At 38.2% G+C, this 24,078-nt stretch carries 19 protein-coding genes; 7 read left to right on the top strand and 12 right to left on the bottom strand.

Features of this window, described 5'->3' with window-relative positions; all coding sequences use genetic code 11:
- Positions 1-56: 56 nt before the first annotated feature.
- The 3 genes from rpsB to rplM form a co-directional block, all read right to left on the bottom strand.
- Positions 57-860, bottom strand: a complete 804-nt coding sequence (gene rpsB / locus BUL40_RS03620) for a 30S ribosomal protein S2 (RefSeq protein ID WP_010517702.1) — start codon at positions 858-860, stop codon at positions 57-59.
- 220 nt (positions 861-1,080) lie between these two features.
- The gene (gene rpsI / locus BUL40_RS03625; protein WP_010517704.1) at positions 1,081-1,467 is read right to left on the bottom strand and encodes a 30S ribosomal protein S9; all 387 of its coding nucleotides are present in this window, start codon (positions 1,465-1,467) and stop codon (positions 1,081-1,083) included.
- Entirely contained in the window at positions 1,467-1,922 is a 456-nt protein-coding gene (rplM, locus tag BUL40_RS03630; RefSeq protein WP_010517706.1) for a 50S ribosomal protein L13, read from the bottom strand. The genes rpsI and rplM overlap by 1 nt, the downstream gene beginning before the upstream one ends.
- Positions 1,923-2,153: 231 nt before the next feature.
- Here rplM and BUL40_RS03635 point away from each other — a divergent pair, with 231 nt between their 5' ends.
- Together BUL40_RS03635 and BUL40_RS03640 are read left to right on the top strand one after the other, a co-directional pair.
- Positions 2,154-4,832 carry a DUF5916 domain-containing protein gene (locus BUL40_RS03635; protein WP_080318119.1) on the top strand — a complete coding sequence of 893 codons (2,679 nt, stop codon included), beginning with the start codon at positions 2,154-2,156 and terminating at the stop codon, positions 4,830-4,832.
- A gap of 69 nt (positions 4,833-4,901) precedes the next feature.
- Positions 4,902-5,399, top strand: coding sequence for a lipocalin family protein (locus BUL40_RS03640; protein WP_176465442.1), 498 nt, complete (start codon positions 4,902-4,904; stop codon positions 5,397-5,399).
- Positions 5,400-5,434: 35 nt separating this feature from the next.
- Here the strand turns inward: BUL40_RS03640 and hisC are convergent, their stop codons facing one another.
- From hisC to hppD, 5 genes are all read right to left on the bottom strand, one after another.
- A complete protein-coding gene (gene hisC / locus BUL40_RS03645; RefSeq protein ID WP_080318121.1) occupies positions 5,435-6,538 on the bottom strand; it encodes a histidinol-phosphate transaminase in 1,104 nt (367 codons plus the stop codon).
- Positions 6,531-7,415: a flavin reductase family protein gene (locus BUL40_RS03650; RefSeq protein ID WP_080318122.1), complete on the bottom strand. Its 885-nt coding sequence runs from the start codon at positions 7,413-7,415 to the stop codon at positions 6,531-6,533. Before BUL40_RS03650 ends, hisC begins: the two co-directional genes overlap by 8 nt.
- 6 nt (positions 7,416-7,421) lie before the next feature.
- Complete coding sequence (gene fahA, locus BUL40_RS03655; protein WP_080318123.1) at positions 7,422-8,642, bottom strand: fumarylacetoacetase; 1,221 nt, start codon at positions 8,640-8,642, stop codon at positions 7,422-7,424.
- 77 nt (positions 8,643-8,719) lie between these two features.
- Positions 8,720-9,877 (bottom strand): homogentisate 1,2-dioxygenase, encoded by a 1,158-nt coding sequence (locus BUL40_RS03660; protein WP_080318124.1) that lies wholly within the window; start codon positions 9,875-9,877, stop codon positions 8,720-8,722.
- Positions 9,878-9,960: 83 nt separating this feature from the next.
- Positions 9,961-11,091, bottom strand: a complete 1,131-nt coding sequence (hppD, locus tag BUL40_RS03665; RefSeq protein ID WP_080318125.1) for a 4-hydroxyphenylpyruvate dioxygenase — start codon at positions 11,089-11,091, stop codon at positions 9,961-9,963.
- A gap of 117 nt (positions 11,092-11,208) precedes the next feature.
- On the opposite strand from hppD, the gene BUL40_RS03670 reads away from it, so the two are divergent.
- From BUL40_RS03670 to BUL40_RS03680, 3 genes are all read left to right on the top strand, one after another.
- The gene (locus BUL40_RS03670; RefSeq protein WP_080318126.1) at positions 11,209-11,655 is read left to right on the top strand and encodes a MarR family winged helix-turn-helix transcriptional regulator; all 447 of its coding nucleotides are present in this window, start codon (positions 11,209-11,211) and stop codon (positions 11,653-11,655) included.
- A 195-nt stretch (positions 11,656-11,850) separates the two neighbouring features.
- On the top strand, positions 11,851-13,950 hold the full coding sequence (gene pta / locus BUL40_RS03675) for a phosphate acetyltransferase (protein WP_080318127.1): 2,100 nt from the start codon (positions 11,851-11,853) through the stop codon (positions 13,948-13,950).
- A 25-nt stretch (positions 13,951-13,975) separates the two neighbouring features.
- Positions 13,976-15,154, top strand: a complete 1,179-nt coding sequence (locus tag BUL40_RS03680) for an acetate/propionate family kinase (RefSeq protein ID WP_080318128.1) — start codon at positions 13,976-13,978, stop codon at positions 15,152-15,154.
- A 40-nt stretch (positions 15,155-15,194) separates the two neighbouring features.
- Here BUL40_RS03680 and BUL40_RS03685 read toward each other — a convergent pair whose 3' ends face one another.
- Together BUL40_RS03685 and BUL40_RS03690 are read right to left on the bottom strand one after the other, a co-directional pair.
- Entirely contained in the window at positions 15,195-16,829 is a 1,635-nt protein-coding gene (locus BUL40_RS03685) for a hypothetical protein (RefSeq protein ID WP_080318129.1), read from the bottom strand.
- A gap of 326 nt (positions 16,830-17,155) precedes the next feature.
- Positions 17,156-18,454: an alpha-L-fucosidase gene (locus BUL40_RS03690; protein WP_317044004.1), complete on the bottom strand. Its 1,299-nt coding sequence runs from the start codon at positions 18,452-18,454 to the stop codon at positions 17,156-17,158.
- 233 nt (positions 18,455-18,687) lie between these two features.
- Between BUL40_RS03690 and BUL40_RS03695 the strand changes: the two genes are divergently transcribed.
- The gene (locus tag BUL40_RS03695; protein ID WP_080318131.1) at positions 18,688-19,245 is read left to right on the top strand and encodes a hypothetical protein; all 558 of its coding nucleotides are present in this window, start codon (positions 18,688-18,690) and stop codon (positions 19,243-19,245) included.
- A 52-nt stretch (positions 19,246-19,297) separates the two neighbouring features.
- Here BUL40_RS03695 and polA read toward each other — a convergent pair whose 3' ends face one another.
- Positions 19,298-22,132 (bottom strand): DNA polymerase I, encoded by a 2,835-nt coding sequence (polA, locus tag BUL40_RS03700; protein WP_080318132.1) that lies wholly within the window; start codon positions 22,130-22,132, stop codon positions 19,298-19,300.
- Between the two features lie 157 nt (positions 22,133-22,289).
- Positions 22,290-23,288, bottom strand: a complete 999-nt coding sequence (locus BUL40_RS03705) for an isoaspartyl peptidase/L-asparaginase family protein (RefSeq protein WP_080318133.1) — start codon at positions 23,286-23,288, stop codon at positions 22,290-22,292.
- 38 nt (positions 23,289-23,326) lie between these two features.
- Here BUL40_RS03705 and BUL40_RS03710 point away from each other — a divergent pair, with 38 nt between their 5' ends.
- Positions 23,327-24,046 carry a copper homeostasis protein CutC gene (locus tag BUL40_RS03710; RefSeq protein ID WP_080318134.1) on the top strand — a complete coding sequence of 240 codons (720 nt, stop codon included), beginning with the start codon at positions 23,327-23,329 and terminating at the stop codon, positions 24,044-24,046.
- Positions 24,047-24,078 lie beyond the last annotated feature (32 nt).

The following is a 24,078-nucleotide window of genomic DNA, read 5'->3' on the forward strand; positions in this document are numbered from 1 at the left end:
ATATTATGTATAAAGTAAAACACAAACTTTGTGTTTTGTTTTAGGACAATGTTAAATTACTCTTCCTCAGAAGATGCAACTTCGGCTGCTGCCTTTGGAGCTTCTGCTTTTGCTGCTTCTTTCTTATTTTCTTTCTTAGGAGCTGCTTCGTCCTTAGAGCTTTGTTTCTCAGCTTTACGCTCAGCTAATCCTTCTCCTATAGACTTAGTAACTTCAGATAAGATAATTTCAATAGACTTTCCAGCATCATCATTTGCAGGGATAATGTAGTCTATTGGTCTTGGGTCAGAGTTTGTATCTACCATTGCAAAGATTGGAATATTCAATTTCAATGCCTCTTTTACTGCAATGTGCTCACGCATTGTGTCTACAATAAAAATTGCACCTGGTAAACGAGTCATATCAGCTATAGAACCTAAGTTCTTATCTAATTTGGCTCTTAAACGGTCTACTTGTAAACGCTCTTTCTTAGATAGGGTGTTAAAGGTCCCATCTTTTTTCATTCTATCAATAGAGGCCATTTTTTTAACTGCCTTACGGATAGTTACGAAGTTGGTAAGCATACCGCCAGGCCATCTTTCTGTGATGTATGGCATGTTTACTGCAGAAACTTTGTCTGCTACAATGTCCTTAGCTTGCTTTTTAGTTGCTACGAAAAGAATTTTACGTCCAGAAGCAGCAATTTTCTTAAGTGCTTCCTGTGCTTCTTCTAATTTAGCAGCAGTTTTGTAAAGATTGATAACGTGAATACCGTTACGCTCCATGTAGATGTAAGGAGCCATGTTCGGATTCCATTTTCTTGTAAGGTGTCCAAAATGTACACCTGCCTCTAAAAGGTCTTTTACTTCAATGTTTGCCATTTTTGTTTTCTTAGTTTACGTTCCGTTGAGATAGCAATGCAAAGGTGGTCCGTTTAATACTTCGCCCTTAGCATTTAGATGCTAAACTAATTTCCAAAAAGCTGTTTTCCTTTTTGGAACAACGACAACTTTTGTTTTTGATAAAATAATACCCGAAGGGCAAGCTTCGGGATTTTCAATGAACTGTATATAAAAAGCACGGTTTCCCGTGCTTGAAATATTAACGTTTAGAGAACTGGAATTTCTTACGAGCTTTCTTCTGACCAAATTTCTTACGCTCTACCATTCTTGGGTCACGAGTTAGTAAGCCTTCTGGTTTTAGAACGGTACGATTTTCTTCGTTAATTTCGCACATTGCTCTAGATAAAGCCAATCTAATTGCTTCTGCTTGTCCGGTAATACCACCACCGTAAACATTTACTCTTACATCGTAAGTGCCTTCGGTTTCAGTTAAAGCAAACGGCTGCTTTACTTTATATTGTAAAGTACCAGTAGAGAAATAATCCTCCAATGCTTTTTTATTAACGGTAATGTTGCCGCTACCTTCTGTTACGTAAACACGGGCAACAGCTGTTTTTCTTCTTCCTATTTTATGAACCACTTCCATTAGTTGAATTCATTTAAGTTTAATGTCTTAGGTTTTTGCGCCTCATGGTCATGCTCAGCACCGGCATAAACTTTAAGGTTACGGAACAAATCCGCACCTAATTTATTTTTAGGCAACATCCCCTTAACGGATTTCTCTATTAATCTTTCTGGGTATTTCTCCAACAATTCAGTAGCTGTAGTAGAACGTTGCCCACCTGGATAACCTGTGTAACGCAAGTAGGTTTTTTCATTCCACTTGTTACCAGTCATCGTAATCTTGTCGGCATTGATAACAATAACGTTATCTCCACAGTCTACGTGAGGTGTAAAGTTGGTCTTATGTTTTCCTCTTAGGATTTTGGCAACTTTAGAAGCCAATCTTCCTAGGGTCTCTCCTTCGGCATCAACCAATAACCACTCCTTGTTTACTGTGGCCTTATTGGCAGATATAGTCTTGTAACTTAATGTATCCACTGCTCTGAAATCGTATTAGTTCTAATTCCTTTCCGATAAACGGGCTGCAAATGTACAATTATTAGATTGAATTACAAACGCTTGTGCCCAAATATTTTTCAAACTGCGAAAATAGGGCTAATTGAAACTATTTTCAAGTAGATATGTTAAATAAAACTTAAAAAAATAAATAACTGTAACAAGCACGATTTTATAAGGTCTTTAAGCTACATCAATCAAAAAACGAACAACGTGATTAAGACTGCCATAACCTTTGTTATGGTTGGCTTTATTTTTTCTTTTTCTTGGGCTCAGCAACAAGAAGAACCGCCAACCAGCTTTACAGATAGTTTAAAACAAACTATAGTTGCCAAAAAAATTTATGTTACCAAACCAATAGAAACCCCTCCTAATATAGATGGTGTTTTAGATGAGGGTATTTGGGGTGTTGTAGAATGGGCTACGGACTATATCGAAAATCAACCAGATGAAAATACACCCCCAAGCCACCAAACCAAGTTTAAGATTATTTACGATGCCAAATACCTCTACATTGGTGTTCGTTGTTTAGACGATGAGCCCGATAAAATTGTAAAACGCTTGTCTAGACGAGATGGTTTTGATGGAGATTGGGTAGAGTTTAATATTGATAGTTACCATGATAAACGTACTGCTTTTTCCTTTACAGTAACCGCTGCAGGGGTAAAGGGGGACGAATTTATTTCGAATAATGGGAATAATTGGGATGCGAGTTGGAATCCTATTTGGTACACTAAAACCAATGTGGATGATGAAGGTTGGACCGCAGAAATAAAAATACCTTTGAGTCAACTTAAATTTGGAGATGCACCAGATCAGGTATGGGGCCTCCAATCTACAAGGCGTTATTTTAGGGGAGAAGAACGTTCTTTATGGCAACGAAAACCTGTGGACCAGCCGGGTTGGGTAAGTGAGTTTGGCGAACTTCATGGATTAAAAAATCTTGAGCCTCAAAAACAGCTAGAAATACAGCCTTACACCGTTGCTAAAGGTGAAACCTACGAAGCAGAAGAGGGGAATCCGTTTAGAGATGGAGACGATACCAATATTACCGTTGGTCTAGATGCTAAAATTGGAGTTACTAACGATTTAACATTGGATTTAACCGTAAATCCAGATTTTGGTCAAGTAGAAGCAGATCCATCTGCCATTGCTTTAGACGGTTTTCAGATATTCTTTCAAGAACAGCGTCCGTTTTTTGTTGAAAATAAGAACATCTTTGACTTTCGGGTTTCCAATTCTGAGGCAGGTAACACTTTTGGTTCTGATAACGTTTTTTACTCTAGACGTATTGGTAGAACACCACATGGTTTTCCAGATGTAGGAGATGGTGAATTTGCTAATGTACCAGATAAAACACCTATTATAGGTGCGGCCAAATTTAGTGGTAAAACAAAAGATGGTTGGGCTATTGGTGTTTTAGAAAGCGTAACGGCAAAAAGATTTGCCACGGTAGATGCGAATGGGGATAGAAGAAAGGAAATAGTAGAGCCACTTACCAATTATTTTGTAGGGCGTTTACAAAAAGATTTTAACGAGCGCAATTCTTATGTAGGTGGTATTTTTACCGCTACCAACCGTGCAGATTTACCAGAAAGTTTAAACTTTTTGCACACTTCGGCATATACGGGAGCACTAGATTTTAAACATCAATGGAATAATAGGGATTGGTATGTTGGCGGAAATGTTGTTTTTAGCCATGTAAAAGGAAGCGAGGAAGCCATTCTCAATACGCAACAAACCATTAGGCATTTGTTTCAGCGAGTTGGTGCAGACCATTTAGAGGTAGATGAAAATAGAACATCATTAACCGGAACCGCGGGGAATATTCAGTTAGGGAAAGTAGGTAACGGCCATTGGAAATTTGAAACAGGCGGTACGTGGCGCTCCCCTGAATTGGAATTGAATGATATTGGGTTTCAAAGAGAATCAGACGATATTAGGCATTACACGTGGATTGGTTATCAAACGTTGAAGCCAGATAGTACTTTTAGGCGTGTGGGTATCAATTACAACCATTGGTCTGCATGGGATTTTGGGGGCAATCATAATTATTTGCAGTTCAATACCAATAGTTGGCAAAACTGGAAAGGGAATTGGTTTTCAAACCTAGGTTTTAACTATGCTCCCATACAGTATTCTAACTTTGCACTTAGAGGTGGTCCAAGGTTAAAACGTTCTCCATGGGTGAGTTTCTGGAATGGTATAAATACAGATAACAGAAAAAAAATTCGTTTCAACGTATTTCATAATGGCCGCAAAGCGTTCGATAATTCAATTAATACCTACTATGTAGAAGCGGGCTTTACCTATCAACCTATAAATGCTTTACGTATTTCCGCTTATCCCTCTTACCAAATAAATAATGATAAATTACAGTTTGTAGATAATTTAGAAGTGGGGGGCGAAACAGTATATCTAAATGGGGCTATAGAACAACGAACTTTAAGCATGTCTTTTCGTTTAAATTATACCATTAACCCCAACTTAACCATACAATATTGGGGACAACCTTTTATTTCTAGGGGTAGATATGCTAGTTTTAAAAATGTTACCAATCCTGTTGCCGATACTTTTGAAAATAGGTTTGAAGCTTACACACCGCAGCAAATTAATTTGGTAGATGATACCTACCAGGTGGATACGGATTTAGACGGTACTACCGATTTTAGTTTTGGTAATCCTGATTTTTCTTTTGTACAATTTAGGTCTAATTTGGTATTACGCTGGGAGTATATTCCTGGTTCCGAGATTTTCTTGGTTTGGTCTCAAGATGTATCTAGGTCTGGTGACCCAATGGCTGGTCTACTAGACGACTTGGACAACAATGTTTTTGGCCAAACACCACAAAATATCTTTTTGCTTAAAGCTACCTACCGTTTTGTTTTTTAGTTCATAGTCCAAAAAGGTGCACTAATTAGGTGTTTTTTTCGTTTTATGAACAACCCAAAATACCTTAAGATGAAAAAGAGCTTTTTTACCAGTATTATCGCAGTCTTGTTGTTGTGGTCTTGTTCAAACAATGAAGACGATTCTGGAATGGATAGTTTAACCGTTAGTCCTATTGTTGGTACTTGGTTAATGACCGATGTGCAAATAGAGGAAGAAAATTCCACACAATTGAATTTATTCGAGGAGATCGTGGATGAACTGAATGCGGAAAATTGTGCATTATTAATTTTTGAGTTTGATGCAGAAGGTACCGTTACGGCAACTGATAAACTCTCCTATATAGAAGTAAATTCAGGTCCAACAGGGTTGGATGTTCCTTGCCCAACCCAAAGCGATACGGAAACTTCTGTTTGGCGTTTAGAAGGAGACCAGCTTACCTTTATTAACGAGGATTTAGAAGAAGAAACAATTAAAGTGCAAATAGATGGTGATACAATGGTTGTAGCCGGTAATGAATTTGATGATGAAAATTTAACTGAGGCTACGATAATTTTTACAAAGCAATAGATAAAACCTATCTAAATTGAAAAGTAAAACCCGAGCTAGTCTCGGGTTTTTATATTTTCAAGTGCCTTGATTAATGCTAAATTTGCCTCTTTATTGCCAACACTTATACGTACTTTGCCTGGAGCGCCAAACTGTGTTACGGGTCTTACCATAATTCCTTCTTGCATCATTTTATCTGTAAATTCCATTTCTGGGAATGGTGGTTCTATGATAAAAAAGTTCGCTTGGCTAGGCCAATATCTAATATTGAGTTCTTCAAAGGTTGCGGTAATCATTTTTCGGCCTTCTTTAACCGTTTTTACCGTCTCGGAAATGAATTCGTGGTCATTTAAAGCGCCAATAGCCGCTTCTATGGATGTTATGGGCAATAAAAACGGTTTGTGAATTAATCGCAGATAATTAGCAATAGTTGCCGTGGTATACCCATAACCAATACGTAAGCCTGCCAATCCATAGGTTTTAGAAAAACTATTTAGCCCAATTACGCTGTATCCTTGTTTTACATAGTGCAATGCGGTAACATAATCTTCTGCATCTGCAAAATGCCGGTATACTTCATCTATAACCACCAGAATGCTTTTCGGTACGCGTTTAAAGAATTCATCCAAAACCGACTTTGGAATATATGTTCCCGTGGGGTTGTTGGGTGTGGTTAAAAAGATAACCTTGGTTTTGGCCGTAATGGCATTTATGATGCCTTCTACATCTAACTCGTAATTAGGTGCTTTCAAGGGTACATCTATTTGCTTGCTGCCGTACCATCTAGAAAAAACAGCATACGGTAAGAAGCAGGGGTTAGAAAAAATTACCTCATCACCCTCCCGAACAAATGCCCGTAAAAGCATATCTATAACCTCGGAGCCACTATTTCCTGTGATAAATTGGTCCGTTGTAATTTCATTGTTAAAATCTGCTGCAAGTGCTTCCCGTAATCGTATATCCGTTTGATCTGGATAAAGGTCTACTTTGTCTAGTATTGCTTTAGCTGCTCTAACGGCTTTTGGGGATGCCCCAAGTGGATTCTCATTGGAAGAGAGCTTGTATATTTTTTTGTTGCTTGGCGGTATGTTTTTGCCGCCTTGATATACCTCCTTGGGTTGTAAAAACGGTTTAAAACTGCTCGTAATATCGTTATTCATTTCGGTGGTTTAGCGTTTCGGCATACAGTAATAAAGACATCGCTTTGATGGTGTCGCCGTCATCTAGAATGGATTTTGCTAGTTGGTGAATTTCTATTTTGGTAGCTGGCAGGTCTATTTCTTTAACTATGGAATTTATCAAATCTGCAGTAGGCAAAGCTTCCATATTGCCCAATCGTCCTAAATTATTTCCTGTTAAAACACTGCTATTACGTATACCTTCTGGCAGTGCATCTACGCCAATGCCAAGTGTCCGTATGGGTTTTGGTATCTCAAAAAGAGCCTCACCATTGGCATGTACATAATGGCTGCCTCCCATACGCCCAACCAAATCTAATTTGGTAGTATCTAATTGCCCATCGGTAAGATAATCTTCGTTTAGGTGCACATTTACTACTTTGGCAATGACCAAATTTCCTGCTCCTGGTGTTTGTGCTAGCTCTATAACTTCTTGTACGGTGCATTCCAAGGCAACTGGGGCTTCCGCAACTCGGGGTGGTCTTATTTTTTCTGAAGGAGATTGGGTAAAGCCAGCTTTTTCAAATTCGTTTACACCTTTGGCATAAGCTGTACTGGCCAGCGACATTTGCTCCACCATTGCGTGATTAACAATATTGATAGTTACTTCTGGCACCTCAACTACATTCTCGTGTGTGTGTTTAAGACTGTTGTCTCTTCCAGAACGTGCTGGAGAAAATATAAGAATAGGCGGATTGGAACTAAATACGTTAAAAAAGCTAAACGGACTTAAATTTACCTTGCCTTCTTTGTCTACCGTACTAGCAAAGCAAATAGGTCTTGGTGCAACTGCTGTTAAAAGTATATTATGTAGCTCTGGTTGCGATATGCTGTTTGGGTCAATAGTTTTTATTGCCATACCCCTTTATTTAGTAGGTAAAACCTTTGTACTAACTTTACCAAAACCAACACGTTTCCCCTCTTTTTCTGCATACCCACGCATGGTTACCGTATCGCCATCATGTATAAATTTACGTTCCGTACCATCTTTAAGTTGTACAGGTTTGGTACCCATCCAAGCTAGTTCTAACATGGATCCGTAGCTATTTTCATCTTTTCCAGAAATGGTGCCAGATGCCATCATGTCCCCAACATGTACGTTGCAGCCGTTAATTGTATGGTGAGCCAGTTGTTGGGTCATGTTCCAATACATGTATTTAAAATTACTTTGACAGATAGTAGTTTCTTCGCCATTTTCGGGAGTTAAAGAAACCTCTAGGTTAATGTCATAATTTTTGGTGCCCTCATATTCTAAATACGGAAGTACTTTTGGCTCTTGTGTTGGACCTTGAACTCTAAATTGGTCCAATGCTTCTAAAGTGACAATCCATGGAGAAATGGAAGAGGCAAAATTTTTGGCCAAAAAGGGTCCTAATGGAACATATTCCCATTTTTGAATGTCACGAGCGGACCAGTCATTGAATAATACCAGTCCAAAAATATAGTCTTCAGCTTCACTGGTTGCAATAGTATCACCCATTTGTGTGTTCTTGCCGACTATAAAGGCCATTTCCAACTCAAAATCTAACCGCTGCGTAGGCCCAAACACCGGCTGAGTAGCATCTTTCGGTAGGGTTTGTCCTTTAGGTCTGTGTATGGGTTGCCCACTTACCACAATGGAACTAGCTCTACCGTGATACCCAACGGGTATATGCTTCCAGTTGGGTAAAAGCGCATTTTCTGGGTCGCGAAACATCTTACCGACATTAGTGGCATGCTCAATGCTTGAGTAGAAATCGGTATAATCCCCAACGCAAACCGGCATGTGCATTTGAGCTTCTGTTTGGAGCACAAAAAGCTCAGGCTTATTGGCCAAAACAGAATTGTCGTCTTGCAACCAAGCTTGAATATCGGTTCTAACTTTAGAAGTGATTTCTTTTCCAAGAGCAATGAAATCATTAAGATCTGACCGTTCTAAAACCGCTGTATTAAAATTGAATACATCTAATTCTGCAACAGCTGCTAAGTCTAGAATGTGGTCGCCAATGGCAACGCCCGCTCTAGGGCTTCTATCTTTAGTAGAAAAAATGCCAAAGGGAATATTATGTATGCTAAAATCTGAATTAGCGGGTATGTTTATTATCATAGTTTTTTATTCATTTCTGCTGAAGCAGAAAACATTACTTAATTTAAGCGTGTTTGTGCTATTGTTGTAAAACTCAATTATTCCACCCAAGACTTGTAGTATGCCCCATCATCTATCTTTAAGGCATTTTCTGTAACCATTAAGGGTTTAAACGTATCTATCATAACGGCTAATTCTTCAGTACCTTTTTTGCCAATGCTAGCTTCGTACGTGCCGGGGTGTGGTCCATGGGGTATACCAGCCGGATGCAGGGAAATATATCCTGGTCCAATACCTGTTCTACTCATAAAATCTCCATCTACATAATATAAAACCTCATCAGAATCTATATTGGAATGATTGTAAGGTGCGGGTATGGCCTTTGGATGATAATCGTACAAACGTGGACAAAAAGAGCAGACCACGAAAGCGTTGGTTTCAAAGGTTTGGTGTACAGGTGGTGGTTGGTGCACACGGCCCGTAATGGGCTCAAAATTGTGTATACTAAACCCGTAAGGAAAATTATAACCATCCCAGCCCACAACATCAAAAGGGTGTGTAGCGTAGACTAAGCTATGCAATATGCCTTGTTTTTTAATTTTAAGCGTGAAGGCTCCCTTCTCATCAAAACTTTGTAAATCTTGTGGCAATTTATAATCGCGCTCACAAAAAGGAGAATGCTCTAACAATTGCCCAAACCAATTACGATATCTTTTAGGGGTGTAAATGGGTGAAAAGGATTCCGCAAAAAGAATTCTATTGTCTTCCGTATCAAAATCTATTTGGTAAATCATTCCCCTAGGAATGATTAAATAATCCCCATATTCAAAAGGAATGTTTCCTAAAAAAGTACGTAACGTTCCAGAACCTTTATGAATAAAAAGCATTTCGTCTGCGTCTGCATTTTTATAGAAATACTCCGTTAACGATTTTTTAGGGGCTGCCAAGCCTACATGCACATCACTATTTACCAATAAAGGTTCGCGAGATTCCAGATAATCGTCCTTGGGAGCAACATCAAATCCAATAAATTTACGGGAGGTAATGTTTTTGGCTACTGCTATTTTTGGTGCTACATCTACAGCTTTACCAATTTCTTTTACTTGGGTAGGGCGGTGAATGTGATAGGATAGGGAACTCATACCATCAAACCCAATGGTGCCAAACAGTTGCTCATAATACAAGCTGCCATCTGGTTTGGTAAACTGGGTATGGCGTTTAGGAGGTATTTTTCCAAGTTTGTGATAGATAGGCATATGTTTTTAGTTAAAGGGTTTTGTTGGGCAATTGCCATTAAGTTACGGAAAACTAGAACGCCAATGGCGCAATGGTAACCAAATTAATGTAAGGTTCCTCTTAGTTCTTGCTCACGCTCAATAGCTTCAAACAAGGCTTTAAAATTACCTTTGCCAAAAGATTGTGCGCCTTTACGCTGTATAATCTCAAAAAACATGGTAGGTCTTGGTTCTACTGGTTTTGTAAAGATTTGTAGCAAGTAGCCTTCATCATCACGGTCTACCAATATGCCTAATTCTTTTAACGGAGCAATATCCTCATCAATCTCACCTACGCGGTCAGTTACCACATCATAATACGTATCTGGCACTCGTAAAAATTCTACGCCTCTAGAACGTAAATCACGTACGGTTTTAATAATATCATCGGTAGCAACCGCAATATGCTGTACGCCTTCACCTTCATAAAAATCTAAATATTCTTCTACTTGAGATTTTTTCTTCCCTTCTGCAGGTTCGTTTATCGGGAATTTAATACGGCCGTTACCATTACTCATTACTTTGCTCATTAGGGCTGTATACTCGGTAGAAATGTCATTATCGTCAAAAGAAAGTATGTTTTTGAAGCCCATCACCTGCTCGTAGAAATTTACCCAATGGTTCATTTTGTTCCATCCTACATTACCTACCATATGGTCTACATATTTTAAACCAGTTGGGGCCGGGTTGTAATCTGGTGTTTCCCACTTGGTAAAGCCCGGTAAAAAAGTACCGTTGTAATCTTTGCGCTCTACGAACATGTGCACGGTTTCACCATACGTGTAAATGCCCGCACGCACTACTTTGCCATTGGTATCTTCTTCTGTAATGGGTTCTTGATAGGATCTTGCACCTTTTTCCATGGCGGTATTGTAGGCTTGTGTAGCATCTTCTACCCATAGGGCAACCACCTTGACGCCATCACCATGTTGGTCTATGTGTTTGCCAATGGTAGTACCACTTTTTAATGGAGAAGTAAGTACCAATCTAATTTTATCTTGTACCACAACATAACTTTCGCGGTCTTTTAAGCCAGTAGCCAAGCCCGCGTGGGCTAAGGATTGAAAACCAAAGGCGGTTTTGTAGTAGTGTGCAGCTTGTAAGGAATTACCAACATAAAGTTCTACGTAATCCGTTCCGTTAATAGGCATAAAGTCCTGTTCCGTATGTTGTTTTTCTAGTGTATTTGCTTCCATATTGCAGTAGTTTTAGCTTAATACTATCGATTAATTGTTGTTGATGCAACAAAAATATAAGAAAAATTGAATCACGCTAGGAATTTGTAGAAATTTTAGGTTAAATTTTGCGGTAGTATGTTGAACAAGATTGATGAAATTCACGGCATAGGCCTACACCTAGATTTGGTACTAAGAAAAATACAAGATGCTTATTTGCGGGCCTTTGATAATTTGGATGTACACATGACCATAGAACAATGGGTTATAATGCACCAGGTATATAACATGGGCGAAGAGGCCTCCCAAAGTGAAATAACCCAGCTTAATTTTAGAAATAGGGCCACAATTTCTAGGGTTATTGGAGGTTTAGAACGAAAAGGGTGGATAAAAAAAACGCGTTTTGAAGGGGATTTAAAACGATTTAAATTAGAGCTAACTACTGTAGGGACAGAAATTGTAGACAAGGTATTGCCAGAAGCTTTACGTTTGCGTAGGCTGGCCGTAAAAGATTTGAATCCTACTGAATTTGCAAACTTTTTAAAGGTCCTGGATACGTTGGGTGCTAATTATGAAGCCAGTTGATAACTTTCCTGTCGCTTCGGTATAAACCTGACAATCGTCATAGTTAACCTCTGCCATTTACTAGAATTTTGAAATGGTATTTTTCTTTAGATTATGGGTTGATCACTTATAGTCTAATCAAGAATGCAAGAAAAACTGGGAAGTACAGGGTAATTTATACTTCAATCCTTAATTTTAAAGAAATCAGAATAGTTAATGACAAAGTCAATTTATATATCCGGTTTAGAAGCAAATAGTGGCAAATCGTTAGTGTCTGTTGGCATCGTAGATACCTTGCTTAAACGTACGGGAACTGTTGGGTATTTTAAACCCATCATCCTAGACACACAAGAAAAAGATGATAACATTACCCTGGTATTGGGCATGGTAAATTCTAAACAAACGTATGACGAATCTTTCTCATTTCAAGCTAGTGAAATGAGCGATTTACTGGAGGAGGGCAAGTTTGAGCGTGTTATAGAAAGGATAATTGTGGATTACAAGAATCTGGAGAAAAAACACGATGTGGTTTTGATAGAAGGAACCGATTTTGTTGGAGAAAACAGTCATTTTGAATTTGAAATAAACGCACGTATTGCCCAAAATATTGGTGCGCCGGTATTGCTTATAGGTAATGGTAAGGATAAAAAACCTAAAGAATTGGCCCGCCAACTACACATTGCTCTAGACCAGTTTGAAGAGTTTAATTGTGAAGTTATTGGTACTATAGTGAATAAGGTTAAAGAAGATGATACAGACGATTATCTGTCTATGCTACGTGAAAAACTTGGTGGCACGGGTAAGAAGAAATTGTTTTCCGCCATTCCGCAAATTCCTACACTTTCTGCTCCTATGCTATCAGAGGTAGCAGAGACTTTAAAAGCCCAGGTTTTATTTGGAGAAGAAGAGTTGAACCAAAAACAAATGCATAGGGTGTCTATAGCAGCAATGCAATTAAAAAATTATCTAGAATTTATGAGCGAAGGCTGTGTAGTGGTTACACCGGCAGACCGTTTAGATATTATTTTAGGAACGTTGCAGGCCAACCAATCTAAAAACTACCCATCAATATCTGGCATCGTCTTAACGGGTATTCATGATGTAGATGCGGTGGTAATTAATCTTCTAGAAGGCTTAAAACGGACAGTACCTATTTTAAAGGTGAAAACTAATACGTTTAATACCGCTTTAGCCCTAGATAGCATAGTTCCTAAGTTAAAATTGGAATATAGAACTAAGTTCAATGCGGCTATACGAGAATTTAATTCACATGTAGACGTGGATTACCTTATTAATAAGTTTACCAATTTTAAAACCGATGTTTTAACGCCAAAGATGTTTCGTTACCGAATCATGGAGATGGCAACCGCAAATAAAAAACATATTGTTTTGCCAGAAGGTGAGGATGATCGTATTTTAAAAGCTACGGAAATATTAAGTAGGGATGGCGTAGTTAAAGTCACCTTATTGGGGAACCCTAAAACAATTACAGAAAAAATTATCAATAGTGGCTTGGCTATAGATTTGGAAAAAGTGGCCATAATTAATCCATCAGAATACGTAAAATTTGATCAGTACGTAGAAACGCTCTATGAGGCGCGTAAGCACAAAAACGTTACCCGTAAAATAGCGGAAGATTTAATGCGAGACGTTTCGTATTTTGGAACTATGATGGTCTTTTCAGGAGACGCAGATGGTATGGTTTCTGGAGCCGTACATACCACCCAGCATACCATAAGGCCTGCATTGCAGTTTGTAAAAACAAAACCCAATGTAAATGTAGTTTCTTCTGTTTTCTTTATGTGTTTGGAGCACAAAGTACTGGTGTACGGAGATTGTGCGGTTAACCCAAATCCTACAGCGGCCCAATTGGCAGAAATTGCTATTTCTTCCGCGCAAACGGCCAAAAATTTTGGTTTGGAGCCAAAAGTGGCCATGTTATCGTATTCTTCAGGTGAATCTGGTAAGGGGGAAGAAGTAGAGAAAGTACGTGAGGCTACTAAATTGGTAAAAGCTAGTAATCCTAATTTGTTAATTGAAGGTCCAATACAATACGATGCCGCAGTTGATTTGCAGGTTGGGCAAAAGAAGATGCCAAACTCATTAGTTGCCGGTAAAGCCAATGTATTGATTTTTCCGGATTTAAATACAGGTAATAATACCTATAAGGCCGTGCAGCGAGAAACCGGAGCGTTGGCTATAGGGCCTGTATTACAGGGGCTTAATAAGCCTATAAACGATTTAAGCAGGGGTTGCACGGTAGATGATATTGTAAACACGGTAATTATTACTGCGGTACAAGCCCAAGAAGATTAAAATATCCAACTAAACCCATACAACATTGAGAATCTTAGTTTTAAATTCGGGTAGTTCTTCCCTCAAATTTCAATTAATTCAATTACCAGAGCAGTCGGTTTTGGCTAAAGGCGCCATTGAAGAAATCGGAAAAGAAAAAAGCATTGTAACCTTTTCTTCGGAAGCTAAGGAAGGCGTACAAAAGGAAATGGCTATACCTAATTTTGAAGTTGGTCTTACTGTGGTAGCCCAGTGGTTAATGGAAGGTACCATAAAGCTCATAGAACAACCGACGGACTTATTTGCCGTTGGTCACCGGGTAGTACATGGTGGAGAGATTTTAAAGAAAAGTATGTTGGCTACACCAGAGGTGAAGGCAGAGATTAAAAAACTTTTTGGTTTGGCGCCGCTACACAATCCTGCCAATTTAAAAGGTATTGAAGTTGCCGAACAGATTTTTAAAGGTGTTAAACAATATGCTGTTTTTGATACTTCTTTTTATGCAGATTTACCTGCTAAGGCATATAGATATCCGGTGCCTAAAGAGTGGTATAGAGATTATGGGGTGCGGGTATATGGTTTTCACGGAACCTCCCATAAATACGTTGCAACTAAAGGTGTAGATTTTCTAGGTTTGGGAGAAAAGTATAAGGTAATTTCTATCCATTTAGGAAATGGTTGTAGCATGGCGGCTATTAAGGATGGAGTTTGTATTGATACAACAATGGGGTTAGGCCCTTTAGCAGGTTTAATGATGGGTACCCGAAGTGGAGATTTAGACCCTTCTGTTCTTTTTTATTTGCATGAGAAAGGTTTCACAGTTTCCGATTTAAAGGAAAGTGTTAACAAAAAGAGCGGATTGTTGGGTATTGCGGGTGATAACGATTTGCGGACGGTTTTACAAAAAAGAAAAGATGGGGATAAAGATGCGGCTTTAGCCTTGGCCATTTATACGTACCGTATTAAAAAATATATTGGAGCCTATATAGCGGCTTTAGGCGGAATTGATGCATTGATTTTTACAGCAGGGGTAGGAGAGAATAGTGACGACGTGCGATGGGAGTCTTGTGAAGGCTTGGATTGTTTTAATATAAATTTGGATGCAGAATTAAACAATAAACGACTTGCTAACACGCGAAATATAGCTAAAGAAAGTTCTGTGCCTGTTCTAATAGTGCCTACCAATGAAGAATTGGCAATAGCGCTAGAGGTCAATACATTATAACAAAAAAGGCTTCCAAATTTGGAAGCCTTTTTTTGTTCATTTATTCGTCCATACATTCCTTATAAGCTTTCATAAAAGCAATTAGGTCTTCAGAATTATTTCTAAATTCTTTTTCTTTAACCCTTTCCCCTAAGTCTGGACAAGTTTCTCCAAGCATTGCACCTAACTGTTTTCTAAAACCTAAAGCCCATTTAGTAGATAAGGTAGATTCTCCTGCTTTGGAACCTTTCTGCATAATCACCAATTCGTTATTTCTAAATTGGTACAACTTAAAGTATTTAGAACTATATAGGCGTTTAACAAATTTGTGCCCTGTATTTGCTTTGTTCAAGGTAACCGCTTCTGCAGCTTCTTTAAAAGGTATGGTATAAAGTTTCTCTCCGTTACCAAAAACTACCATATCCACTTCACTTGCTGCTATGGTTCTTGGTACAGTCTTACCTTCAAAATCCTTTACAAAAACAGATAGTTTGTTGTATAAGCTAGTTAGTTTGGTCATGTTTACATACCCTGCTAGGGTATCGCCACTTTGCATCATAACGTAAGATAGGGAGTAATCTGGGTGGTTGGCAGCATCAAATTCCTCTTCGTCTTCTTGGTTGTTATCGGCTACTTGGTTAGCTTCTACAGCGTTAAAACCAGTTTTGTCTTCTGTTATGATTTCAAAATGTCTTGTGTTAACTTGATTTTTGTCAAAAAGTTCGGCAAGTTGGTCGGCTCTTTTTATCAAGCGTTTTCCGTCTCCTTTGTCGTAATCGTTTTCTATAATCTTGTTACCGTAAATTTTAGCATTTTCTATATCATCTAATAGTAAGTAGATATGGCCTAAATTATAATAGGCACCATACCTTAATTTTTTAGATTTTTTGTCGTCTCCAGGGTATTTTCCTGGGATACTTTCAAAGTAAGAAATAGCAGGTTGTAAGCTTTCTTTAACACCGTTTACAGGTTCTTGGGCCTTCATACCCTTAAAAGCGGCTTCAATAGTACTCCATGCTTCCTTTTGTGCTGGATTTTCAGGATGCTTTTTAGAATTTAAAATCCAAAAAAGTCGCATTGGTTTAATTGGCACATAGCCATAAAGTTCATTCACCCTAAAATTTAAATTATCAATTACGGATTTAACATATTCCATACGCAGCGTACGGTAGTTCATGCTTTTAACATAGGTTGCCGCTGATTTATAATTTCTGGTCCAATCACCTTCTTTCTTTAATTCGTCTTTATAAGTTAAGAGGTAATTTAGGTTTTCATCTACTGATTTTATTGTTACCCTACCATCTGTAGTATAGTTAACAATACCTCTATATTCAGTGTAAGATTTTTCGTTACCATCTTTATCTTTTTCTGTTTTAGTTCTTCTTTCTATGTCTGTACTAGTAATATTTACATCTAATAAAGTACTGTTAATGGTTAGATACGCATCTCTTTCTAATTTGGTAAATCCGTTAATGTTAATTTTAGACTCAAAGTAGTTTTGCGGAAATGCAGAGGTTAGGCTTTCAGAATTAGAACTTACTATACTATAGGTTCTGTTGGCATCTTCTACCACGGGCTTAATAGGTAGCCTTACAAACGAAGGATAAATGACATGTTTTTTAAGATTAGCGCTTTGGCCAAATATAAAATTGGCACATGTGCATACTAGGAAAGCAAATAGAATTTGTTTCTTCATGGTTTAGTTTAATAGAATTATAATTGGTTTAAAATCACAGATTGTATTAGTTCCGAAGACCCTATTGGTGTAGTGAAAACGGGGATTTTATAACATTTAAGTGTAAAAATCTTAAAAAAATCTTAAAAAATCAAATCGTAGAGAAAACTTTCGATAAACGGTATCGCATATGTGCACCTCTCTTTAAAAAGGCAGGTAACTACTAGAGAAGACATATATAAGGTCTACTTATTTGTCCTATTTGGTAAGTTTATAAATTAATGCAAGATTTTTATTTTCTCACAGAAGTAGTTCTTAGGTAATAAATGCTATTGATAGGTTTAAAATTATTTGACCGTAACTTCTAGTATTAAGTCTATACTATTCAAAAGTTCTTTGGGTAGCTTAATAACCGTTCCAAATTCCGTGTTTTTGTAATCTAGTTTTTCCTTGCTCTTAAAAATAGAGACGTTTTTAACCGGTTCATCTATTTTGGGCAATAGGAAATTCTCATCTTTCCATTCTAAAATATGAACATAGATAGTCTTACCTTTTTTTGTGGTAACGCCCCATATCTGTGGTGCTATAGGACCGCTTCTAGTGCCATAAATGCTTTCCCCGTATTGCTTGGTCCACGCTCCAATTTCTGATAATGTTTTACGAAATTCAGGCTGAATCTTTCCATTGGGCATTGGGCCTACATTAAGTAAAAAATTACTATTGTGGCCTGCTGCCTTTACCAAATACTGAATTAGTTCTTTTTTGCTTTTATACGCTTTGTCTTGTAAGGAGAAACCCCATTTGCTGGCCATGGTTTCTGCAGTTTCTAAGGGTAGGCTACCAATTTTAGATTCACCACTAAAACCTCCTTTGTTTTCTCCTGGTAAATCTTTTTCAAACATTTGAAAATCCTCACCTGGTTTAGGTGTTAAATGATGGTTGCTTCCAATCAAGGCAGCTGGTTGCAAACTATGAATAAGCTTATAGGTTTTGTCTAACTGCCAATTAGCTTCTTTTTTATCCCACCAGCCATCAAACCAAATACCTGCAACATCCCCATAGTTGGTAAGCAATTCAGATAATTGCTCGTTCATGTAGTCTATATAATTTTCCCAATTACCATTTGCTGGTCTTCCGGCACTTTTTCCGGTAGTGCCTCTTGGGTAATAATCTGGATGGTGCCAATCTAATTGTGAATAATAAAAAAACAGTTTAAGGTTGTGCTTTTTACAAGCAGCGGCTAGCTCTTTTAAAATATCCTTTTTATAAGCCGTGCGGTCCATAATATCCCAATCCGATATTTTACTGTCATACATGGCAAAACCATCATGGTGTTTGGTTGTAATGGTAATATATTTCATGCCTGCGTCTTTAGCCATCAATACCCATTCTTCTGCATTAAAGGCTGTTGGATTAAAAAAAGGCGCTATTTTCTCGTAGGTTTCAATGTCAATTTTTTCGGTTTCCATAACCCATTCATGTTGCCCCAAAACGGAATAAATGCCCCAATGGATAAATAGTCCAAATTTAGCATCCAGGAACCAGGCTCTATTTTTAAGGTTTGCTTGTGTAGGGGTATATTCTTGGGCATTTAGATTAATACAACATAAAAGACAAATTGTATAAAGAACAATTCTTTTCATCATTAATGGGTTTGGTTGGTTTCTTATATAAAGATAGGCTACTTTAATTTAAATCATGTTCTGGTGCTTTTAGTTAAATATTGACCTAAGAAAAGAACTTATGGTTACTTATTTAACCTAAAGTTTAGATAAAATTGCGGTTTAGAGGTAATATAGCATAGTTATTGGAAAACTAATTGGATGCCTAAGCTATCCTTACTTTGGAATTTTGTACCCTAAAATAAAATGGAATTGTTATGAAACATACAAGATTCTATCCAACAGCATGGCAGCAAATTCCGTATGCATTTGGTAATGCTACTAGTACGGAAAATGGGGAAGAGGTATTTGAGGTGGTTTTAAAGAACGAAATGGTTCAAGAACTTGAAGTTTCTGAGATGGTGCTTAATTTATCAAAGATTACTGCTATTGCAGATAGCGGAGAAGAATATAAGGTCCTAGATTTTTTTGGTCAAAATGGAGTACAATTAAAGAGCATGTATAGTGGTCTGTTTTTACAAACCAAACAAATGATGCAATTACCGCTGGGAACATATACTGGTTTGCGTTTTTATTTAAATGGCAATGGTAACACCTTTTCCTATAGTGATGGCTTAAAAGAACAAGCCAATGAATTTGAGTATTTAGAGTTCAATTTGGAGAAAGTACTAAAGATTTCATCTAATCAAGGACTGGTTAAATTGTGGTTCGATTTAAAACCCTACAAATTCGGTATTAAGTGGAATGCTTTTATAGATACATTTAAGGTGGGTAAAAAACAGCGACCAAGATTAGCGGGTAGTTTTGGAAATTAAATGGTAGAAATAAATTATAATAAAAAAGCACCCAAACGGGTGCTTTTTTTATTTAATGTGCTTCTAACCAATTTTGCCCTATGCCTACTTCCACATCCAAAGGAACAGATAGTTTGTAGGCGTTTTCCATTTCAGATTGTATCAATTGCTTCATTTCTTCCAACTCATCCTTATGGCAATCAAAAACCAATTCATCATGTACCTGTAATAACATTTTGGTTTTGTATTTGCCTTCTTCTAATTTCTTATGGATATTGATCATGGCAATTTTTATGATATCGGCTGCACTACCTTGTATAGGGGCGTTAACGGCATTACGCTCTGCAGCACCACGTACTACTTGGTTTCCGGCATTTATATCTTTTAAGTATCTACGCCTGCCTAGAACGGTCTGTACATAGCCATTTTCACGTGCAAAGTCTACTTGTTCACTTATATAATTTCTAAGTTTAGGGTAGGTTTTGTAATAGGTATCTATTAATTCTTTGGCTTCGGCGCGGCTTAAATCGGTTTGGTTGCTAAGACCAAAAGCAGATACACCGTAAATTATTCCAAAGTTTACTGTTTTGGCGTTGCTACGCTGTTCACGAGTAACCTCTTCTAGCGGTACACCAAACACCTTTGATGCGGTTGATGCATGAATATCCATACCGTTTTTAAAAGCCTCTATCATGGTGTCTTCTTCACTTAATGCAGCAATGATGCGTAGCTCTATTTGAGAATAATCTGCGGCCAAGAGTATATAGTTTTCATCTCTAGGTACAAAAGCTTTACGTACTTGTCTGCCGCGTTCTGTTCTTATAGGTATATTTTGTAGGTTGGGATTATTACTACTTAAACGGCCCGTTGCGGCAACGGTTTGCATGTAATCTGTATGTACTCTACCGGTTGCTTCTTCTACTTGTTCTGGTAATGCATCAACATAAGTACTTTTAAGCTTGGTAAGGCCACGATAGTCCAGAACGTGCTTTATAATTTCGTGTTCTTTTGCTAGGTAAGACAATACATCTTCAGATGTGGAGAATTGTCCAGTTTTGGTCTTTTTAGGCTTGTCCACCAACTTAAGTTTGCCAAATAATATTTCGCCTAGTTGTTTAGGGGAACCTATATTGAATTCTTCTCCGGCTGCCTTAAATACTTTTTGTTCTAAGCTCTTTATGTCGTTATCTAATTCTGTAGATAGGGAGTTAAGAAAATTTTTGTCCAGATTTATACCTTCAGATTCCATGTCTGCTAAGACACGCAACAAAGGAATTTCTATTTCTTCAAATAATTTGGTGGTTTTAGCTTCTTCTAGCTCTGGCTTAAAATGTTGTGCCAATTGAAAGGTTACATCTGCATCTTCTACGGCATACTCTGTTTGTTTATCTAATGGAACCTGCCGCATGCTTAATTGATTTTTTCCTTTTTTACCAATAAGCTCGGTTATGGAAACGGGAGTGTAATTTAAATAGGTTTCTGATAGTACATCCATATTATGCCGCATGTCTGGATTAATAAGATAGTGGGCCAACATGGTGTCGAAAAGTTTTCCTTTGACATCTACTCCATAACGATGCATTACTTTAATATCATACTTTAAGTTTTGCCCTATTTTTTCAATAGTATCAGATTCAAAGAAAGGCCTTACCAGTTCAATTTTTTCCTTAGCTGCCAATTGGTCTTCTGGAAAGGGAAGATAGAAGCCCTTACCAACATTCCAGCTAAAGGCAATACCTACCAATTCTGCTTCTAACGGATTCAAAGAAGTGGTTTCCGTATCAAAACAAACCGAAGTTTGTTGTAATAACTGCTGCAAAAACAATTCGGTAGCCATGCCATCTTCTACCAATTGATAATGATGGCTTACATCTTTAATGGTTTTACGGCTATTGGTTTCTGCAATAGTGGCGGCCGCCTCTGCGGGGTCTCCACCAAATAAGGTAAATTGTCCACTGCCTGCTACTTTAGCTTCTTTTTTGGCAGTTGGTGTGTTGCTTATCTGGGTACCGGCATCTGCTTCACCAGCATACAATTTTAAAAATTGGTCTTTTAGACGTCTAAATTCCAATTCTTCAAAAAGCTCTTGTACTTTTTCAGCATCTGGCGGACAAATTTCATAATCATCTGCATCAAAAGTTACTTCGCAATCAGTCTTGATTTCTGCAAGTTGTCGGGATAGTCTACCTAGTTCCGCATTTGCTTCAACCTTTTCTTTCATTTTTCCTTTTAACTGGTCCGTATTGGCCAGCAAGCCTTCCATGCTACCAAACTGTTCCAGAAACTTCTTTGCGGTTTTGTCTCCAACACCAGGTAATCCAGGTATGTTATCGCTCGCATCGCCCATCATCCCTAAATAATCTATAACCTGTTCTGGGCGTTCTACTCCAAATCTTTTTTGCACCTCTGGAATACCCCAAATCTCTATACCATTACCCATACGGGCTGGGCGGTACATAAAGATGTTTTCACTTACTAATTGCCCAAAATCTTTATCTGGAGTCACCATAAACACCTTGTAGCCTTCTTTTTCGGCCTGCTTGGATAGCGTACCAATTAAATCATCCGCCTCATAACCCTCTAGTTCTACAACAGGTATCTTCATTGCCTTTAAAATGCTTTGTATATAGGGTACGGCAATTTTGATAGCCTCTGGGGTTTCGTCTCTGTTTGCCTTATATTCCTCAAACATTTCTGTGCGTTCCACGCTACCACCTTTGTCAAATGCAACGGCCAAATGGTCTGGTTGCTCTCTTCGCATCACATCAAAAAGCGAATTCATAAATCCCATAATGGCACTGGTATCCATACCTTTGCTGTTAATACGGGGATTTTTAATTAAAGCGTAATAGCCTCGAAAAATTAGGGCATAGGCATCTAAAAGAAATAGTCTTTTTTGTTCGGACATCAGATTTGTGTTAGAAGCACGAATTTAAAGATTACCAACGAGATTTAAGAATGGAACCTTTGGATTAAAGGAATCACAAAAAAATAATCGTTCCAATGGGAGGCCTTTGCCAAAATCAGAACGATTATTTCTAGTCATAGGTTTTTAAAATGCTCGGCTAAGCCTTCTCGTAAAAACTTTTGACTTGCACATTTTCATGTCCTTTAGGAGAATATTCCCTATAGGTAAAACCTGGATGCACACAATAACCCCCGGTTTCGCCATTTTTATTGATAGCCAAGAAACCGATTTGGAAATCCTTACGGTCCTTGTTTTTAGCCATAATACGTTTTACTCCTTCTTCGCAGGCTTCTTGCGGACTTTTACCTTGCCTCATGAGTTCTACGATTAAAAAACTACCAACGGTACGGATTACTTCTTCGCCCACACCCGTTGCGGTAGCTCCGCCTACTTCATTGTCAATGAAAAGTCCTGCGCCTATAATTGGGCTATCACCAACACGGCCAGCCACTTTATAGGCCATTCCACTAGTGGTGCAAGCGCCGGCAATGTCGCCTTTTTCATCAATGGCAAGCATGCCAATGGTATCATGGTTTTCTATATTGATTATTGTTTCGTATTTAGAAGTTTTCTTCCATTCTTCATACTGTTTTCTTGTGCTTTCTGTAAAAAGGTCTTCTTTTTTAAATCCTTGCTCATAGGCAAACTGTTCAGCACCTCTACCAGCTAAAACTATATGTGGCGTTTCTTCCATTACCTTACGTGCCACAGAAACAGGGTGTGCTATATTTTGTAAATAAACAACAGAACCGCAGTTTCCATCCTTATCCATTATACAGGCGTCTAGGGTTACGTTACCATCACGGTCTGGCCTGCCACCTTTGCCAACGGTTTCGTTTTTTTCGTCTGCTTCCTCTACACGTACCCCTTCTTCTACAGCATCTAACGCGGTGCCGCCTTTACTTAAAACTTCCCACGCTTTGGCCGTGGCATTTTTGAAATCCCAAGTACACACCACTATTGGTTTCACTGGATTTGATACGGTGCTGGGTGTTTCTTTTTTTGTTTCTGTATTGTTACAAGAGGCAATAATTGGTGCAGAAATAGCCGCCGCAGTGGTTAGGCTGGAATTTTTTAAGAATTTTCTCCGTTTCATCTATGGTTGTTTATTTTTAGCTTTTTAAATATAGGAATATGTTGGTAGAAGTTTGTGCCAATTCGCTCACCTCCGCCATACGGGCGATGAACGCTAATGCTGACCGGATAGAACTTTGTTCAGAGTTAGGTGTTGGTGGGGTTACCCCATCTGCGGGGATGTTAAAAACGGTAATGCAAGCCGTTTCTATTCCGGTTCATGTGTTGGTTAGGCCTAGAAGTGCCCATTTTACCTATACAAAAGATGAATTTAAGGTGTTACAGGCAGATATTGATTTTTGCCTCTCTTTGGGGGTAAAAGGTATTGTTTCTGGGGCGTTAACTAGGGATAATGATTTGGATATACAAAAAACCCGAGAATTGGTGAAACAATGCCAAGGAACTGCATTCACCTTTCATAGAGCGTTTGATTGGTTAACTGAGCCAGAAAAAGATTTGGCTGTTTTAGAGGATATAGGGGTGCATACAGTACTTACGTCTGGTAAGCATTTAAGTGCTGTCAATGCCTTGGATAAACTAGTAAAATGGCAATCTAAAACCGCAATTACCATAATGGCAGGTGGTGGGGTTTCTGCAGACAATGCCCAATTATTCAAAAATGCGGGCTTACGGGCCATTCATCTATCAGGCTCAGGATTTGAAAATTCAATATCCGTAAATCGAAAAATACCAATGAACGCTACCAAACACCTTGCGGAACATCACGTAGCTTACAGTCAATTAAAGACGATAAAGGAGGTAATAGATGCCGTTAAATAATGTGAAATACCTAGCCTTACCATAGGTAAACC

It is taken from the genome of Croceivirga radicis, from assembly GCF_002072105.2.
Taxonomy (GTDB): domain Bacteria; phylum Bacteroidota; class Bacteroidia; order Flavobacteriales; family Flavobacteriaceae; genus Croceivirga; species Croceivirga radicis.